General features: G+C 72.6%; 17 protein-coding genes. 8 read left to right on the plus strand and 9 right to left on the minus strand.

Going from position 1 to position 16,559, the window contains the following annotated elements:
• Positions 1-125 precede the first annotated feature (125 nt).
• The 3 genes from dapE (at position 126) to ACFRAL_RS17170 (ending at position 2,673) form a co-directional block, all read left to right on the plus strand.
• Positions 126-1,202 (plus strand): succinyl-diaminopimelate desuccinylase, encoded by a 1,077-nt coding sequence (gene dapE, locus ACFRAL_RS17160; protein WP_378885306.1) that lies wholly within the window; start codon positions 126-128, stop codon positions 1,200-1,202.
• Complete coding sequence (locus ACFRAL_RS17165) at positions 1,184-2,404, plus strand: hypothetical protein (protein ID WP_336399303.1); 1,221 nt, start codon at positions 1,184-1,186, stop codon at positions 2,402-2,404. The genes dapE and ACFRAL_RS17165 overlap by 19 nt, the downstream gene beginning before the upstream one ends.
• A gap of 95 nt (positions 2,405-2,499) precedes the next feature.
• Positions 2,500-2,673, plus strand: coding sequence for a DUF3117 domain-containing protein (locus tag ACFRAL_RS17170; protein ID WP_019179788.1), 174 nt, complete (start codon positions 2,500-2,502; stop codon positions 2,671-2,673).
• Between the two features lie 59 nt (positions 2,674-2,732).
• On the opposite strand, the gene ACFRAL_RS17175 is transcribed toward ACFRAL_RS17170, so the two are convergent.
• Positions 2,733-3,368 (minus strand): class I SAM-dependent methyltransferase, encoded by a 636-nt coding sequence (locus ACFRAL_RS17175; RefSeq protein ID WP_336399304.1) that lies wholly within the window; start codon positions 3,366-3,368, stop codon positions 2,733-2,735.
• Between the two features lie 72 nt (positions 3,369-3,440).
• Here ACFRAL_RS17175 and ACFRAL_RS17180 point away from each other — a divergent pair, with 72 nt between their 5' ends.
• Entirely contained in the window at positions 3,441-3,815 is a 375-nt protein-coding gene (locus ACFRAL_RS17180) for a Sec-independent protein translocase TatB (RefSeq protein ID WP_336399305.1), read from the plus strand.
• Positions 3,816-3,828: 13 nt separating this feature from the next.
• On the opposite strand, the gene ACFRAL_RS17185 is transcribed toward ACFRAL_RS17180, so the two are convergent.
• From ACFRAL_RS17185 to ACFRAL_RS17195, 3 genes are read right to left on the minus strand one after another with little or no spacing between them, the layout of a single operon-like run.
• On the minus strand, positions 3,829-4,980 hold the full coding sequence (locus ACFRAL_RS17185; protein WP_378885312.1) for an Mrp/NBP35 family ATP-binding protein: 1,152 nt from the start codon (positions 4,978-4,980) through the stop codon (positions 3,829-3,831).
• On the minus strand, positions 4,977-5,504 hold the full coding sequence (locus tag ACFRAL_RS17190; protein WP_336399307.1) for a DUF1003 domain-containing protein: 528 nt from the start codon (positions 5,502-5,504) through the stop codon (positions 4,977-4,979). Before ACFRAL_RS17190 ends, ACFRAL_RS17185 begins: the two co-directional genes overlap by 4 nt.
• On the minus strand, positions 5,504-6,829 hold the full coding sequence (locus ACFRAL_RS17195) for a magnesium transporter MgtE N-terminal domain-containing protein (protein WP_378885315.1): 1,326 nt from the start codon (positions 6,827-6,829) through the stop codon (positions 5,504-5,506). The genes ACFRAL_RS17190 and ACFRAL_RS17195 overlap by 1 nt, the downstream gene beginning before the upstream one ends.
• 40 nt (positions 6,830-6,869) lie before the next feature.
• Here ACFRAL_RS17195 and ACFRAL_RS17200 point away from each other — a divergent pair, with 40 nt between their 5' ends.
• Positions 6,870-7,553 carry a general stress protein gene (locus tag ACFRAL_RS17200; RefSeq protein WP_378885318.1) on the plus strand — a complete coding sequence of 228 codons (684 nt, stop codon included), beginning with the start codon at positions 6,870-6,872 and terminating at the stop codon, positions 7,551-7,553.
• Between the two features lie 4 nt (positions 7,554-7,557).
• The gene (locus ACFRAL_RS17205; RefSeq protein ID WP_378885321.1) at positions 7,558-8,253 is read left to right on the plus strand and encodes an alpha/beta family hydrolase; all 696 of its coding nucleotides are present in this window, start codon (positions 7,558-7,560) and stop codon (positions 8,251-8,253) included.
• On the opposite strand, the gene ACFRAL_RS17210 is transcribed toward ACFRAL_RS17205, so the two are convergent.
• Positions 8,229-9,428 carry a citrate/2-methylcitrate synthase gene (locus ACFRAL_RS17210; protein WP_378885323.1) on the minus strand — a complete coding sequence of 400 codons (1,200 nt, stop codon included), beginning with the start codon at positions 9,426-9,428 and terminating at the stop codon, positions 8,229-8,231. The two genes, ACFRAL_RS17205 and ACFRAL_RS17210, sit on opposite strands and share 25 nt — an antisense overlap.
• A 98-nt stretch (positions 9,429-9,526) precedes the next feature.
• Between ACFRAL_RS17210 and ACFRAL_RS17215 the strand changes: the two genes are divergently transcribed.
• A complete protein-coding gene (locus tag ACFRAL_RS17215; RefSeq protein WP_378885326.1) occupies positions 9,527-10,678 on the plus strand; it encodes a citrate/2-methylcitrate synthase in 1,152 nt (383 codons plus the stop codon).
• Between the two features lie 21 nt (positions 10,679-10,699).
• Here ACFRAL_RS17215 and ACFRAL_RS17220 read toward each other — a convergent pair whose 3' ends face one another.
• From ACFRAL_RS17220 to ACFRAL_RS17230, 3 genes are read right to left on the minus strand one after another with little or no spacing between them, the layout of a single operon-like run.
• The gene (locus ACFRAL_RS17220) at positions 10,700-12,520 is read right to left on the minus strand and encodes a gamma-glutamyltransferase family protein (RefSeq protein ID WP_378885329.1); all 1,821 of its coding nucleotides are present in this window, start codon (positions 12,518-12,520) and stop codon (positions 10,700-10,702) included.
• Position 12,521: 1 nt separating this feature from the next.
• Positions 12,522-13,934: an aminopeptidase P family protein gene (locus ACFRAL_RS17225; RefSeq protein WP_336399314.1), complete on the minus strand. Its 1,413-nt coding sequence runs from the start codon at positions 13,932-13,934 to the stop codon at positions 12,522-12,524.
• Between the two features lie 39 nt (positions 13,935-13,973).
• Positions 13,974-14,996 (minus strand): endonuclease/exonuclease/phosphatase family protein, encoded by a 1,023-nt coding sequence (locus tag ACFRAL_RS17230; RefSeq protein WP_336399315.1) that lies wholly within the window; start codon positions 14,994-14,996, stop codon positions 13,974-13,976.
• Between the two features lie 104 nt (positions 14,997-15,100).
• Between ACFRAL_RS17230 and ACFRAL_RS17235 the strand changes: the two genes are divergently transcribed.
• The gene (locus tag ACFRAL_RS17235; protein WP_378885333.1) at positions 15,101-15,964 is read left to right on the plus strand and encodes a PHP domain-containing protein; all 864 of its coding nucleotides are present in this window, start codon (positions 15,101-15,103) and stop codon (positions 15,962-15,964) included.
• A 54-nt stretch (positions 15,965-16,018) separates the two neighbouring features.
• Here ACFRAL_RS17235 and ACFRAL_RS17240 read toward each other — a convergent pair whose 3' ends face one another.
• Positions 16,019-16,453 (minus strand): SHOCT domain-containing protein, encoded by a 435-nt coding sequence (locus ACFRAL_RS17240; RefSeq protein ID WP_336399317.1) that lies wholly within the window; start codon positions 16,451-16,453, stop codon positions 16,019-16,021.
• Between the last annotated feature and the right edge of the window lie 106 nt (positions 16,454-16,559).

A 16,559-nucleotide genomic window follows, 5' to 3' on the forward strand; every position in this document is an offset into this window, starting at 1 on the left:
GGTACTGCAGGGGGGACCCTGTGGGAGAGTAGGACACCGCCGGACACCCATTACACGGAATGGCCACCCAACGCAGGGTGGCCATTCCGCGTTAAGGCGCTATGTCGCGTCGGTAGACTCGGGGGATGCCGACGCTCGATCTCTCCGTCTCCTCTGTCGACCTCACCCGCACCATCTGCGACATCCCGAGCGTCTCCGGTGACGAAGGGACTCTCGCCGACGCGATCTTCGCCACCGTGTCGCCGCTCGACCATCTCGATGTGTACCGAGACGGTGACACGATCGTTGCCCGCACGAACCTCGGCCGCGCGCAGCGCGCCGTCGTCGCCGGCCACATCGACACCGTCCCCATCAACGGGAACGTCCCCACCAAGGACATCACCCTCGACGGTGAGCCGTTCCTGTGTGGTCGTGGCACCGTCGACATGAAGGCCGGTGTCGCGGTGCAGCTGAAGCTGGCTGCGGAGCTCGTGGCGCCCCGGGTCGACGTCACCTGGATGTGGTACGACCACGAGGAGGTGGATGCCGACCTCAATGGCCTCACCCGCCTGGCGCGCACCCGCCCCGACCTCTTCGCCGGCGACTTCGCGATCCTGGGCGAGCCGTCCAACGGCGAGGTCGAAGGCGGGTGCAACGGGAACCTGCGCGCGATGGTGCGCACGACGGGCGTCCGCGCGCACAGCGCCCGCGCATGGATCGGCGAGAATGCGATCCACAAGGCGGCGCCGATCCTCGGGCGCCTCGCCGACTACCGCCCGCGCGACGTCGAGGTCGAGGGACTCGTCTATCGCGAGGGCCTGAACGCCGTCCGCATCGGCGGTGGCGTGGCCGGCAATGTGATCCCCGATCTGTGCGAGGTCGAGGTGAACTACCGGTTCGCCCCCAGCCGCGACGTCGCGGAGGCGGAGCGCCACGTGCGCGACGTGTTCGCGGGCTTCGACGTGGAGATCGTCGATGCCGCGGCCGGTGCCCGTCCCGGCCTCGACGCGCCGCTCGCCCAGGAATTCCTGCGGGCTGTCGGCGCAGAGCCTCGTCCGAAGTACGGGTGGACCGACGTGGCGCGGTTCAGCGCTCTGGGCGTGCCGGCCGTCAACTACGGTCCCGGTGATCCGCACCTCGCCCACCACGATGACGAGCGCGTGGCGATCGCGCAGATCGAGGCGGTCGAGCGGGGCCTGCGCGCGTGGCTGACCACGAGCTGACGCAGCGCGCAGCGCCGCGCTCCGCGGCCCGCACGGCGGTGCTCGTCGCCGCGATCTACCTCGGCGCGCGCGCCGTGACGGCGCTGCTGCTCTTCGTGGCCGCCGAGCTGTCGGGGTTCGGCTCCCGGATGGGTCCCGACGCCGGGATCATGGACACGGTCGTGGCCTGGGACGGCTCGTGGTACTGGCTGATCGCGTACTCCGGCTACCCCGCCGAGCTGCCGTTGACGGACACCGGGCAGGTCGCCGAGAACGCCTGGGCGTTCCTTCCGCTGTACCCCTTGCTCGCCCAGCTCGTCTCGCTCCCGTTCGGAGCGTGGCCGGCGGGTGCCCTGATCGTGTCGCTGCTCGCCGGGTACGGGGCATCCGTCGTCCTCTATCACCTGCTGCGTCCGAGACTGGACGATCAGGCGGCGCTGTGGGCTGTCGCGTTCTGCGCGGCCGGCCCCTTGGCCGCACTCTTCCACGTCGGCTATGCCGAGGCGCTGAACCTGCTGTGGCTGTTCTGCGCCCTGTGGTGCGTGATGCGCCGGCGCTACGTCTGGCTGTACGCGCTGATCCCGCTCATGGCGTTCACGCGTCCCGGGGTGCTCGCCTTCTCCCTCTTCCTGGCGCTCTTCGGGATCTGGCGGTGGCGGAGCCGCGCGCGCGAGCCGCTGCGCACGCCCGAGATCGTCCACATCGTCGCGCTGGGACTGCTCGCCGCCGTCGCCGGGTTCGCATGGCAGGTCATCGCGGGGTGGGTGACCGGCGTGCCCGACGCGTATCTGGCCACCGAGCTCGCGTGGCGCCGGAACTGGGTGCCCGGCGACGCCGAGTTCGTGCCGTTCGAGCCGTTCCTGTCGGGAGCGGCGTTCTGGTTCGGGACGATGTGGAACCTGCCGGTCTGGCTCGGCTATGCCGCTCTCGCCATCGGGGTGGTGGCGGTCGCTGCAGCGCTCCTCCTGCTGCCCCAGGTCCGCAGGCTCGGTGTCGAGCTGCGCCTGTGGAGTGCCAGCTACCTCGTCTACCTCCTCCTGGTGTTCTTCCCGCAGTCGAGCATCTTCCGACTCCTGCTGCCGCTCTCGCCGCTGTGGGGCGCGTTCGCGGTCCCGCGGTCGCGGCTGTGGCGCATCGGAGTGCTGCTCGCGTGCCTCATCGGGCAGTGGTGGTGGATCTACAACATGTACGCCCTCGGCAACCACACGTGGCAGGTGCCGTGACCGGGGACGACGGATGCCGCTTTCCCCAGGCGTGCCCGTTCACTCATGCCTCACGATAAACTTGAGGCGCAGACCATCGATGAAAAGGAGCCGCAATGGCAGCCATGAAGCCGAGAACCGGAGACGGGCCGATGGAGGCCGTGAAGGAGGGTCGACTCATCATCGTGCGCGTGCCGCTCGAGGGAGGCGGTCGTCTGGTCGTCTCGGTGAACGACGCTGAGGCCAAGGAGCTCTACGACGTCCTGGGGGGCGTCGTCAACGCCGCTTGAGAAGCATTGCGCGAACGGCCGGTCCGAGAGGACCGGCCGTTCGCGTCTGTCCGAGTCGTCTAGGTCGTCGGCACGGTGGTGAGCTGCAGCAGCCCCTCGCCGGTGATGGAGAGGGCGCCGATGACCGCGGGGGAGCTCTGCGTCTCCTGGATCAGCGAGCGGTAGGCGGAGGTCACCGGATCCCTCCGCACGGGGTCGGCGACCGCTCCTCCTGCGAGAACGCGGGGAACCAGGACGGTCCCGCCGGCGCGGACGAGTCGCAGGCCGTGCTCGACGTACTCGATCACCCCGTCGGGGTCGGCATCGACGAGGACGATGTCGTAGGACGCCTCATTCATGCGGGGGAGGACCTCCGCGGCGCGGCCGGTGATGAAGCGAGCGCGTGCCGGCGGGATGCGCGCCTCGGCGAACGCCTGGCGGGCCGCGCCGAGGTGCTCGGGCTCCTTGTCGATCGTGGTGAGAGTGGCGCGCGGGGAGCCGCGGAGCAGCCACAGCCCCGAGACGCCGGCGCCGGTGCCGATCTCGACGATGTTGAGCGCCTGCGAGACGGCGGCGATGACGGCGCACTGGGCCCCGATCGCGGGACTGATCGGCGCCGCACCGAGCTCCAGCGCGTGCGCGCGGGCCCGCGCGATGTGATCCGGCTCGTTCGTCACCTCGTCGACGAACCGCTGGTTCGCGTCGTGCTCTCCCATCGGCATCCCTCCGCCGCCAGCCTACGCGGCGCCGTGGCGCTGGCAGCACAGGCGCGGCGGTAACCTGATCTCATGATCTTCGGCCTCACGATCGAGAAGCTCCTGCTGATCGGACTCGTCGCGGCACTCATCATCGGGCCGGAGCGGCTGCCGCGCTACGCGGAGTCGCTCGCGCAGTTCACCAGGCGGGCGCGGGAGTGGGTGTCGACGGCCAAGACCCGCGTGAAAGACGAGATGGGCGAGGACTTCGACGACGTCGACTGGCGCACGCTCGACCCCCGCCAGTACGATCCGCGGCGCATCATCCGCGAGGCGCTGCTCGACGACGCTCCGGTGCAGACCGTGCGCACCCAGGCGGCGGCACCGGTGCCGCCCACGACGCCCGTGCGATCGCCCTTCCGCGGCCCCGACGACGGCCCGACGCCCTTCGACAGCGAAGCCACCTGATCGGCCGGCCGCGTCAGCGCGGACGGAAGGGGAGGGAGCGGCCCGGCAGGCCTCTGGGGAACCGGGAGAGCGCGGCGGCGATGTCGGCGATGGCGCGCGCGGCCGGATCGTCCGGATGCGCGAGGACCGCGGGAACGCCGGCATCGGCGTCGGCGCGGACCACGGGGCTCAGCGGCACGGAGGCCAGCAGCGGGACCTCGGACCCGGACCCGGACAGGGCCTCGGCCACGGCCGCGCCGCCACCGTGGCCGAACAGGTCGAGCACCGTCCCGTCGGGGAGCGTCATCGCCGCCATGTTCTCGACCACGCCGATGACCCGCTGCCCGGTCTGCCGCGCGACCAGCCCGCTGCGGACCGCGACATCGGAGGCCGCGGTCTGCGGCGTCGTGACCACCAGCACCTCGGCGTTCGGAAGCAGCTGTCCGACGGAGATCGCCACGTCGCCGGTGCCCGGCGGCATGTCCAGCAGCAGCACGTCGAGGTCGCCGAAGAAGACGTCGGTGAGGAACTGCTGCACCGTCCGGTGCAGCATCGGCCCGCGCCACGCGACCGCGCCGAGCGGGGAGTCGCCGCCGCTCCGGCGCAGGAACATGCCGATGGAGATCGTCTTCACGCCGTGGGCGACCGGCGGCAGCATCAGGTCGTCGACGCGGGTGGGCTGCGGCACGGACCCGTCGGGGCCGACCAGGCCGAGCTGACCCGGGATCGAGAACCCGTGCACGTCGGCGTCGATGAGGCCGACCGCGAGTCCGCGTGCGGCGAGGGCGACGGCGAGATTGGCGGTGACGGTCGACTTGCCGACGCCCCCCTTCCCGCTCGTGACCGCGATGACGCGGGTGAGCGAGCCGGGGCCGAACGGCATCTCGCGACCCCGTCCGCCGCGCAGGCGTTCGGTCAGGGCGTGCCGCTCGGCCGGGGTCATCACCCCCACCTCCAGCGCCACGTCCGTGATGCCGGGAACGGATGCCGCGGCGGTGCGCACATCCGTGGCGATGCGGTCTGCGGCGGGGCACCCGACGATCGTCAGCGCGATCGCCACGTGGGCCACGCCCGCGTCGACGGAGATGTCGCGCACCATGTCGAGCTCGCCGATGGGCCGGCGCAGCTCCGGGTCGAGGACGGCGCCGACCGCCGTGCGGACGGCGTCCGCGGGCACCGCGCTCATCGGTGCGTGCCGTCCTGGGCCTCGGGGGTGGCGTCGAGCTTCTCCAGGAGCGTGCGCAGCTCGCTTCGCAGCACGTCGCGGGTCACGACCTGATCGGCGAAGTCGTTTACGGCCATGCGCAGGGCGACCACCTCGCGCGCCAGGTACTCGGTGTCGGCGAGGTTGCGCTCGGCGCGCTGGCGATCCTGCTCGATCTGCACGCGGTCGCGGTCGTCCTGGCGGTTCTGCGCGAGCAGGATGAGCGGCGCGGCGTACGAGGCCTGCAGCGACAGGATCAGCGTCAGCAGGGTGTAGTTGTACTCACGCGGGTCGAACTGCAGCTCCCGCGGGGCGAAGGTGTTCCAGGCGAGCCAGACGATCACGAAGATCGTCATGCCGATGAGGAACCCCGAGGTCCCCATGGCCCGGGCGAACGCCTCCGAGAAGCGCCCGAAGCGATCGCTGGACTGCTGCGGCGTGCGCTGCAGCATGCCGGAGCGGCCGCGCGGCGCGTCGAGGGCCGGCTGACGGGTCGCACGTGCCATCAGCGCCTCCTCCCGCCGCGGGCGCCGCCTCCGGGCTGAGCGCGCGGGGTCGTGGCCGGCGCGGGTGCCGCTGCCGGGCGTCCGCTCTCATCGGCATCGTGCGACCGCCAGTCCTCGGGCAGCAGGTAGTCCAGCACGTCGTCGACGCTGATCGCGCCGACGAGGCGATGCGCGGGATCGACGACGGGGAGCGACACCAGGTTGTACGAAGCGAGAAGGCGCGCGACCTCCGCGGCCGAGGCGGTGGCAGGCACCGGGTCCAGCGTGTCGTCGATGATCGCGCCGAGCCGCTCGTGCGGCGGATAGCGCAGCATCCGCTGGAAGTGCACGGTGCCCAGCAGCCGGCCGGTCGGCGTCTCGTACGGCGGAAGCGTCACGAACACGGCCGCGGCCAGAGCGGGGTGCAGCTCGTGCCGACGGATCAGGGCGAGCGCTTCGGCGATGGTGGCGTCGGCGGAGAGCACGATGGGCTCGCTCGTCATGAGGCCGCCCGCCGTGTCGGGACCGTACTTCAGGAGCGCGCGGACATCCTCCGCCTCCTCGGGCTCCATCAGCTCCAGCAGCTCCTCGCGCTGATCCTCGGGGAGCTGACCGAGCACGTCGGCGGCGTCGTCGGGCTCCATCGCATCGAGGATGTCGGCGGCGCGCTCGTCGTCCAGCGCCTCGAGGATGTGCACCTGCTCCTCCTCGGGCATCTCCTCGAGCGCGTCGGCGAGACGGTCGTCGGGGAGCTCCTCGACGACCTCGAGGAGCCTCTCCTCGGGCAGGTCGAGAAGGGTGTTCGCGAGATCGGCCGGGCGCAGCTCGGAGTAGGTGGCGACCAGCTGCTCGGCGGACTGCGTCTCGCCGGGCACCTGGCTCTCGCGCACCGCATCCCAGTTGGCGAACGTCGTTGCGCCCTTGGCGAAGGGGGAGGCGCTCGTCTTGGGCTTGCGGAGGAAGAGCTGGCCGACGTCCCACTCGCCCAGGCGGTTGCGCTCGATGGCGACGTCCTCGATGACGGCGGTGCCGGACCCGTCGGCGAAGAACACCTTGCGGCCGAGCATCTCGGCCATGACGCGGACCTCGCCGCCGCGCTGCTGGAAGCGACGCACGTTGATCAGGCCGGTGGTGATGACCTGCCCGGTGGCGATCGAGGTGACACGCCCGATCGAGACGAACACGTGGCGCCGGCCGGGGATCTCGACCACGAGTCCGATGACGCGCGGCGGATCGTCCTTGCGATAGATGACGACGACGTCGCGGACCTTGCCGAGGCGGTCGCCGGCGGGGTCGAAGACCGAGCACCCGGACAGGCGCGCGACGAAAACCCTCTGCGTACTCACACGTCTCAGCGTAGTCCGCGTGCCGTGGGAGGATGGGGAGATGACCATCATGGGAGGCCGTCCCCTGAAGGGCTCGGACGCCGTCGGACAGACGGTGGCGAGCTTCCCGACGTACGAGGCGGCGCAGAAGGCGGTGTCGTCCCTCATCGCCGCCGAGATCCCGGCCCGCGAGATCGCGATCGTCGGTCAGGGTCTGCGTTCCATCGAGCGGATCACAGGTCGTCTCGGGTATGCCTCCGCCGCCCGGTCGGGCGCCGTCAACGGACTGCTCCTGGGTCTGCTGTTCTCCGCGATCCTCGTGATCGGCTCGCCGTCGGTGCCGATCCAGGCGTTCGTGGGAGTGCTGTTCGTCGGGATCGCGATCGGCATGCTGATGAGCCTTGTGGCGTATTCCTTCGTGCGCCGCCGCCGGGACTTCGCGTCGGTGATGCAGGTCGTCGCCGACCACTACGAGGTCACCGTCACCGACGGCAGTGTGAGCCGTGCCCGTCAGGTCCTCGGTCCGCAGTCCTCCGCGCCGACGACGATCCCGGCGGCCGCGGCATCCGCACCGGCATCGGCCCCGGCATCGGCCCCGGCATCCGCACCGACGCCCGCCGACGAGCCGCCCAAGTACGGCGAGCGGCTGGCGGCGCCTCCCGAGCGGACCGGGGACGCGGACGACGACGCCGCGCCCGAGCAGGCGCCGGACGTCGCCGCCGACGACCGCGCGGACCGCCCGTGACACCGTGACGGTGTCGACCCCCGCGACCGTCCCGGTCGAGCTGCCGAGCGGGCGGGTCGAGGTCTCGGCCGATCTGCTCGCGCCGCCCTCGGCGTGGGCTTACGCCGCCCTCGCCCACGGGGCGGGCGCCGGGTACCGGCATCCCTTCCTCCTGGGCTTCGCCGACGCGCTGGCCGAGGCGGGCGTCGCGACGCTGCGGTTCAACTTCCCCTACGTCCAGGCGGGGCGACGGATGCCGGGGCCGGCCGCCCATGCGGTCGCGACGTGGCGGGCGGTGCACGCCGAGCTGACCGACCGCGCAGCGGGCGCGCCGGTGTTCGCGATCGGCAAGTCGTACGGCGGGCGGATGGCGTCGATGGCGGCCGCAGAGGGCGCGATCGACCCGGCCGCCCTGGTGTACCTCGGGTATCCGCTCCATCCGCCCGGCAGCCCCGACAAGGCCCGTGTGGCGCACCTGCCCGACGTGCCGCAGCCGCAGCTCTTCGTGGCGGGCTCGAACGACCCGTTCATCGATCCGCACGAGCAGCTCGAAGGGGCCGTCGCCTCGTGCCGGTCGGCCGAGATCTCATGGATCGAGGGCGGCGGCCACTCGTTCGAGGTGAAGGGCCGCAAGCGGCCGCCCGCCGAGGTCGCCGCCGAGCTGGTCCCGCCGATCGTCGCGTGGCTCCGCGCGGCTCACTCCGCGGGCGGACCCACGTAGCGCCCGCGGGGGCGCAGCCGCATGGGTCGCTCGTCGTATTCGTCCACCGCGTGGGAGATCCACCCCGCGATGCGCCCGACGGCGAACACGACGGCGCCGGCGTCTTCGGTCATGCCCGCCCAGAGGGTGAGCGCCGCCAGCGCCAGATCGAGGTTCGGGCGGGTGTCGGTGCGCCGGGCCACCTCCTCCGTGACGGCGTCGACCGCCGCCATCACGTCGGCGCTCTGCGGCGCCTCCCGGAGCAGTTCGAGCATCAGCCGCGCCCGCATGTCGGCCCCGGCATAGAGCGACTGGCCGAAGCCGGGGATGCCGCGCCCGCCGTCGCGGACCGCGCGCGCGATCGCCGGTGCCGGCGCCTGGCCGTCCCGGACGGCGCGCAGGAGCCGGAACGCCGAGCGGCTCGCCGTGCCGTGCAGCGGCGCGTCGAACGCACCGAGCGCGGCCGTCACGACCGCGTAGCCCGACGCGCGCGCGGACGCCGCGACACGGCCCGCGAGCGTCGACAGCGCCAGGTCGTGGTCGATCACGAGGATCAGTGCCGCGTCGAGCAGGTGGATGCCGTCGGCGTCGTCGCGGCCGCCGAGCGCGCGCCACAGCGTCGGCGCGACCGCGCCGGGTGCGCCCTCGGAAAGGAGCGCCGCGGGGAGCCCCGTCACCAGCCGTGCCCCGATGCGCGCGAGCTGCTCCGGCGCCGGATCGTCACGCAGCGGGTCGGTCACCGCCAGCGCGGTCACCCCCGCCGCCAGCCGGTCGAGGGGACGGCTGGCGTCGCCGAGCGCCGCGATCGTGCGGCGCGCGACCTGGACGTCGTCGGCATCCGGCGGGCGCAGCGTGCGGATGCCCCACAGCCAGCAGACGACGTCCTCGAACGACTGCTCGCGTGCAAGGCGCGCCGCAGAGCGCTCGCGGTAGTGCAGCGCGTCGTCCTCCACGTGGGCGAGCCGCGTGTCGAGCACCATGAGCGGGGTCCCGGCCGCCGCCCCGCTGGAGGGCGGGGCGGGGGAACGGCGACGCCGGCCGGCGAACGCCTCCACCTCGAGGGGATCGAACCACGAGCCGGTCGCGTCGCGCTCCCGCGACAGCAGGCCGCGCGAGACGTACGCGTAGAGCGACTCGGGCTTGACCCCGAGGCGCGCGGCCGCCTCGGCGGCCGAGAGCCGTGGCAGGGCGTCCATCGATGTTGATCCGATCAAGATTGACGAAAACGGAATCAAGTCCGACCCTGAGTGTAGCGGCTCGCCGGCACGGCGCCCGCCCGACGGAAGGAGACGACATGAGCACGACGACGCCATCGGCCGCGATCGACGCACCCCGGGGCCTGGCGGGTGTCATCGTCGCCGAGACGGCGGTGAGCGATGTGCGCGGCGCCGAGGGACTGCTGCAGTACCGCGACCGCTCCGCGATCGAGCTCGCCGAGGCCGCCGACTTCGAGGATGCCTGGCAGCTGCTCGTCACCGGAGAGGACCCGACGGATGCCTCCCGCGGTGCGTTCGCGCGTCGGATCCAGGCCGCCAGGACCCGGTGCGCGGACGACGTCGCCGCCGCCGTCGACGCCGTGTCCGCGGCGACACCGGAGGTGATGGCAGGGCTCGCGGCGGTGTGGTCGCTGCTGGCCGCGCGGCGCGGCATCCGTCCTCTCTACGACCTGACCGCCGACGAGCGCCTGATCGACGCGATCGAGCTCGCCGCCTCGACGCCCGTCATCGTCGGCGCGCTGTGGCGCAGGCGGAACGGGCAGCAGCCGCTGCCGCCGCTTTCCGGCCGGGGCCTCGTCGCCGACTACCTGCACCAGGTGACGGGCACCGTTGCGGACGCCGAGAGCGAGGCGGCGCTGACGGCCTACCTGATCTCCGTGATGGACCACGGCTTCAACGCCTCCACGTTCACGGCTCGGGTGATCGCGTCGACGGGAGCGGATGCCGCTTCCTGCCTCGTGGGTGCCCTCGGCGCGCTGACGGGGCCGCTGCACGGCGGTGCGCCGTCCCGCGCCCTGGACGGACTCGACGCGGTCGGCACGGCGGAGCGCATCGAGCCCTGGATCCGCGGGGAGCTCGCCGCCGGCCGCCGGCTGATGGGGTTCGGGCACGCCGTGTACCGGACGTCCGACCCGCGGGCGGAGCTGATGAAGCGGATCGCGAAGCGGCGGGGCGGTGCTCGCGTCGAGCTGGCGCTGCGGTTCGAGGAGACCGCGGAACGATTGCTCGCCGCGGCGAAGCCGGGACGCGCGCTGCACACCAACGTGGAGTTCTGGGCCGCTCTCGTGATGGAGCAGTGCGGACTGCCGCGGTCGATGTTCACCCCGACGTTCGCCTTCGCCCGCACGATCGGGTGGACGGCGCACATCCTCGAGCAGTCAGCCGATCCGAAGATCATCCGGCCGTCCGCGCGGTATGTCGGCCCGCCGGTGCGGGTGCGAGCTGCCTGACGCATCCCGCCGCGTGGCCTGCTAGCGGCCGGCCGCGTAGCCCTGCATGCCCCGCGGGTTGGCGGCGGCCCACAGCACACCCGTGCGGGCATCCCTCCCGACGGCGGAGACGCGACCGAGCGCCCAGTCTCCCGCGCGCGTGACGCGGTGACCGCGACGCTCGAGGCCCTCGATCACGGCATCGCCCAGGCGGGCTTCGGCCACGGCGCCGGCGGGCGTCCACGTGCGGGGCCAGAACGACTCCGGCATCGCGGTCGTGTGCAGCGCCGGCGCATCGATCGCCTGCTGTGGCGCGTAGCCGCCCACGATGATGCGCAGCAGCGCCAGCAGCTGCCACTGATCCTGCTGGTCGCCGCCCGGCGAGCCGATCGCGAACTCCGGCGCCCCGTCGCGCAGCACGAGCGTCGGCGTGAGGGTCGTGCGCGGTCGCCGGCCCGGCATGAGGGACGACGGATGCCCCGGCTGGAGCCACGTCATCTGCAGGCGGGTGCCCAGGCAGAAGCCGAGCGCCGGGATGGTCGGCGAGGACTGCAGCCAGCCTCCCGAGGGCGTGGCGGAGACGATGTTGCCCCAGCGGTCGATGACATCGAGGTGGCAGGTGTCGCCGCGGGTCTCGCCCGACGCCGCCACGCGGGCCTCGCCGGGGGGCACCGTGGGCTCGCCGGTGCCGACCGCGGGCGCGTCGTACGTCTCGCGCAGCGGGGGGCGGAACGGGGTGCCGCCCGCGGGCGACCCTGGCCGGAACTCCGCCGACGCGGTGCCCGCGATGAGGGCGCGGCGCTCGGCGAGGTAGTCCGCGGACAGCAGCGCCTCGAGGTCGACGTCGTCGTCGCCGAACCAGGCGTCGCGGTCGGCCAGCGCGAGCTTCTGCGCCTCGAGGATCGTGTGGGCGCCCTCCTCCTGCGACGGGTCGAGCAGCTCGTCCGCGAGGGGCTCCAGCAGGCCGAGCGTCTGCAGCAGCGCCGGGCCCTGCGTCCACGCACCGGCCTTCGCGACCGTGCGCCCTCGGAACTCGCGCGTCAGCGCAGGCTCGTACGCCGCATCGAACGCGGCGAAGTCGTCGGCGGTGATGACGGCCGCGTGCGCGCCGCCGTCCGAGTGGCGGTGCGGCTGCGCGAGGAACGCGGATGCCTCGTGGGCGACGGATCCCGTCTTCCACTCCCGGCGCGCGGCGTCGATGCGCGCCGCGCGGCCCACAGGTCCGTCGTCGCGCACGGTGCAGGACGCGTGGACGAGGGTGTCCAGCACCTCGGCGTAGGCGGGGTTGCGCACGATCTCCCCGGCCGCAGGAGGCTCGCCGTCGGACAGCCAGAGGGCGGCGGAGGTCGGCCAGTCGTCGCGGAACAGCTCTGCAACCCGCGCGATCGTCGCCGCGGCGCCGGCGACCAGGGGGTGGCCGTCGCGGGCGTAGCCGATCGCGTACGCGAGCACGTCGGCCAGCTCCCACGTGCCGTGGTCGCGCAGCAGCAGGAGCCACGCGTCGACGGCGCCCGGCACCGCCGCGGCCAGGCCGCCGGCGCCCGGCAGGAGGTCGAGGCCCTGCGCTCGGTAGTGGTCGATGGTCGCCGCCTCGGGAGCGGGGCCCTGACCCATGAGAACCGTCGGCGCGGCCGCGTCGGCGGTCTGGAAGATGCCGACGAGGTCCCCGCCGGGCCCGTTGAGATGAGGCTCGACGACGTGCAGCACGAAGGCCGCGGCGACGGACGCGTCGAACGCATTGCCGCCGCGCTCCAGCACCGCCTGGGACGTCGCCGTCGCGAGCCAGTGCGTCGAGGCCGACATGCCGAACGTGCCGGTGAGGGTCGGGCGCGTCGTGAACGACGGGGGAGGCGTGAAGGACACGTCAGCGGCTGCCGCGCGCGATCCAGGCCTCGACCTCGTCGGCGGTGCGGGGGATCGCCGACGACAGGTTCACGGGGCCGTTCTCGGTCATGAGGATGTCGTCCTCGATGCGCACGCCGATGCCCCGGTACTCCTCGGGGACGGTGAGGTCGTCGATCTGGAAGTACAGTCCCGGCTCGATCGTGAACACCATGCCGGGCTCCAGGAGCCCGTCGTAGTACATGTCGCGCCGCGCCTGCGCGCAGTCGTGCACATCGATGCCGAGGTGGTGGCTCGTGCCGTGGACCATGTAGCGGCGGTGGTGGCCCCCCGCGTCGGCGTCGAGCGCCTCTGCCGCGCTGACCGGCAGCAGGCCCCACTCGGCCACTCGCGCCGCGATGACCTGCATCGCCGCCTCGTGGATCGACCGGAAGCGCACACCGGGCCGCGCGGCGGCGAACGCCGCGTCGGCGGCCTCGCGCACGGTCTCGTACACCCGGCGCTGCACCTCGGTGAAGCGTCCGCTCACCGGCAGGGTCCGCGTGATGTCGGCGGTGTAGAGGCTGTCGACCTCGACGCCGGCGTCGATCAGGATCAGATCCCCGGGGACCACCGCGCCGTCGTTGCGCGTCCAGTGGAGGTAGCAGGCGTGCGGGCCCGAAGCCGCGATCGTGTCATAGCCGACCGCGTTGCCGTCGCTGCGGGCGCGCCGGTGGAAGACGCCCTCCACGACGCGCTCGCCGCGCGGGTGGTCGACGATCGCCGGCAGGTTCGCGACGATGTCGTCGAAGCCGTCCGCGGTGACCTGAACCGCGAGCTCCATCTGACCGATCTCGTACGCGTCCTTGATGAGGCGCAGCTCCGAGACGAAGCGCGTGAGCTCGTCGTGCTCGCCGACCACGAGGTCGCCGTCGCGCTCCTCGAAGTCGTCGATGTGGGCCGTCGGAAGGCCGAGGTCGGCGGCCACGCCCGACAGGGCGGGCCTCGGCCCGATCCAGAACTCGCCGATCGAGGCATCCGAGTAGAACTCGCTCGTCGTGCGATCGGCGCGCTCGCGGAAGTGCAGCGTGACGTCGTGCCCGCCGCCCGAGCGCGGCTCGAACACCAGCACCGCGCCGGGCTCCGAGTCCGAGGCCCACCCCGTCAGATGCGAGAAGGCGGAGTGCGCGCGGAACGGGTAGTCGGTGTCGTTGCTGCGCTGCTTCAGCTCGCCGGCCGGGATCACCAGTCGTCGGCCCGGGAAGGCCGCCGACACCGCGTCGCGGCGGGCTGCGGCGAAGGGCGCCTGGACGCGCGCGGGCGGTGCGGAGTCCGGCCGTTCGGCCCATCCGGTGGAGATGGTGTCGAGGAAGCCCTGACCGAACGGCTGGCGGCGATTGGTGCTCGTCGAGGGCTGCGTCGCGGGGGTGGCCGTGTCGTCGGCTGCGCTGCTCATGCGTCCAGTCTCGCACGGGCGCGAACACCCGCGGCAGGCTCAGCCGGCGGGCTCGTACTGCACGATCAGGGGGCGATGGTCCGACCCCGAGCCGTCCATCGCGCGCAGCACGAGCGAGCCCGATGGGCGCCACCGGTCGGTCGCCATGACGTGGTCGATCGGCGCGCCGAGGATGGCCGGGACGCTGGACGACCACGTGCCCAGCGCGCCGTTGCCGGTCTCGACCGCGGCGTCGGTGCAGTGGCCGAGCGTGCCTCCGTCGATGCCGAGGCCCGACATGTGGTCGACCGTGGCGTTGAAGTCGCCGGCCATGATGACGTCGCCGTCGACGCACTGGTCGGCGAGCCACTGCAGGTCGTCCCGCCAGCTCTGCATGTAGCTCTGCCGCGGAGCCACGGCGTGGACGGCCACGACGATGGGCCCCTGTCCCGACACCGGCATCGCGACGGCGCTCGGCACCGTCGAGGTGTTGCTGGTGCCGTTCTGCGACGATTCGATGACGGCGTAGTCGCCCATCTCGGGGGAGATCAGCAGCGTCGTGGATCCGGCATCCCATTCCGTGGACGGGTCCTCCGCGTGGTGCGCCCACATCCGGTGCCCGAGATCGCGCATCGCGATGGCGACCCGCTCGCCCGTCTCGATGGTCGTCTCGGGAAGCGCCACGATGTCGGCATCCATCGCCACGGCGATCTTCGCGATCGTCTCGGGCGCCGTGGCCGGGCCCGCGGTGTTCCACGTCATGACGCGGACGCTCGTCTCGGTCTTCACCGGCAGCGGGTCGGTGCCGAGGCCTCCGCGGGCTGCGATCACGCCCAGGTTGGCCACGGCCGCGACGCCCGCGACGACGGCGATCGAGAGTGCGAGAGCCCGGATCGGACGCGCGATGGCCAGCAGCAGCGCGACCACGGCGGCCGCGATGAAGACGCCGGCGAGGACGCCGCGGAACGAGACGATCTGCGCGATCGGGAAGACCCGCTCGACGCGGAAGAACGCCGGCCACGTCAGCACCGCCGCACCGATGGCGCACAGCACGGTGAAGAGGATCCCGAGCAGGCGAAGCACGACCGCGAGCCTATGCGAGCAGCCTGGGAGATCCGTCAGCACCCGGGGCGTGGCGCGCGACATGCGCATCCGATCGCCGCGCGCCGCCGCGCTACGCTCGGAGGATGCCGGGACCGCAGCGCTTCGAAGGGCCGAGCGACCTGCACCTGCATTCCGCGCAGTCGGACGGCACCCAGCCGCCCGCCGAGGTCATGGCGTCGGCGCACCGCCACGGCGTGCGCACGGCGGCGCTGACCGACCACGACACGACGTCAGGATGGGCGGAGGCGGCCGAGGCGGCGGCATCCCTCGGCATGAGCTTCATCCCAGGGATGGAGCTGTCGGCACGCCACGAATGGCGCAGCGTGCACGTGCTCGCGTACCTTCCCGACCCGGACGAGCCCGCGCTGCGAGCGGAGACCACCCGCATCCGGTCGTCGCGGCTAGACCGCGCCCGCCTGATGGCCGACCGCATCGCGCGGGACTACGACCTGGTGTGGGACGACATCCTCGCCCAGACCACCGACGGCGCGACCGTCGGGCGCCCGCACATCGCCGACGCGCTGGTGGCGCGCGGCTTCGTGCGCGACCGCGCAGAGGCGTTCTCGGGGATCCTGAGCCCGCGCGGCGACTACTACGTCGCCCTGTACGCCCCCGATCCGGTGACCGCCGTCAGACTCGTCGTGGGCGCCGGGGGAGTGCCGGTCATCGCCCACCCGGCCGGCAGGGCGGGCCTGCTGCCGATGCCGCTGCTGGAGCGGATGCTCGGCGCCGGCCTCGCCGGGTTCGAGCTCGGCCACCGCGAGAACCGCGAGCCCGCGCTCGGGACGCTCCGCGCGCTGTGCCGCGAGCGCGACCTCATCGTGACAGGATCCAGCGACTACCACGGGCTCGGCAAGCCGAACGTCCCCGGCGAGAACACCACCGCGGACGACATGGTGGCCCGCATCGTCGCACGCGCAACGGGAAGCGCCCCCGTCCACCCTTAGGCGGACGGGGGCGCTCCCGTCTCTGCGAGGATCACGCGCTCCGCGCGAGGCGGATCAGGCGAGTGCCCTGGCCTTCAGAGCGTCGTACTCGGCCTGCGTGATGGTGCCGGCGTCCAGGAGCGCCTTGGCCTTCGCGATCTCGTCGGCCGGGCTCGCCGCGGAGCCGCCGGCGACGGACTTGATGTAGGCGTCCTGCGCCTTCTGCAGCTCGCCCGCCTCCCGCGCGCCGCGCTCGGCCATGCCCTTGCCGCGGGCGATCAGGTAGACCAGCAGCGTCAGGAACGGCACGAAGATCAGGAAGATGATCCACAGCGCCTTGAGCCAGCCGTTCAGGTTGCGGTCGCGGAACAGGTCGCCGATCACGGCGAACAGCGCGAAAAGGTAGACGACGAAGAAGAAGATCCAGAGGAACCACCAGATGATGTCCCAGAAGGATCCCCAGAATCCCTGGTATTCGTACGCGGTGGTGACGGCATCGAGGAATCGCACGATACGCCTTTCTTGAATGCGAGGTCACGGCGCGATAGACGCCGTGTGCGCTCACACTAGCGCCGCTGTCGCGCGGACGCCGTCATCGTCACCGGCGTCGTCGCAT

Origin of the sequence: Microbacterium sp. NPDC056736 (genome assembly GCF_042790415.1) — a bacterium.
Taxonomy (GTDB): Bacteria; Actinomycetota; Actinomycetes; order Actinomycetales; family Microbacteriaceae; genus Microbacterium.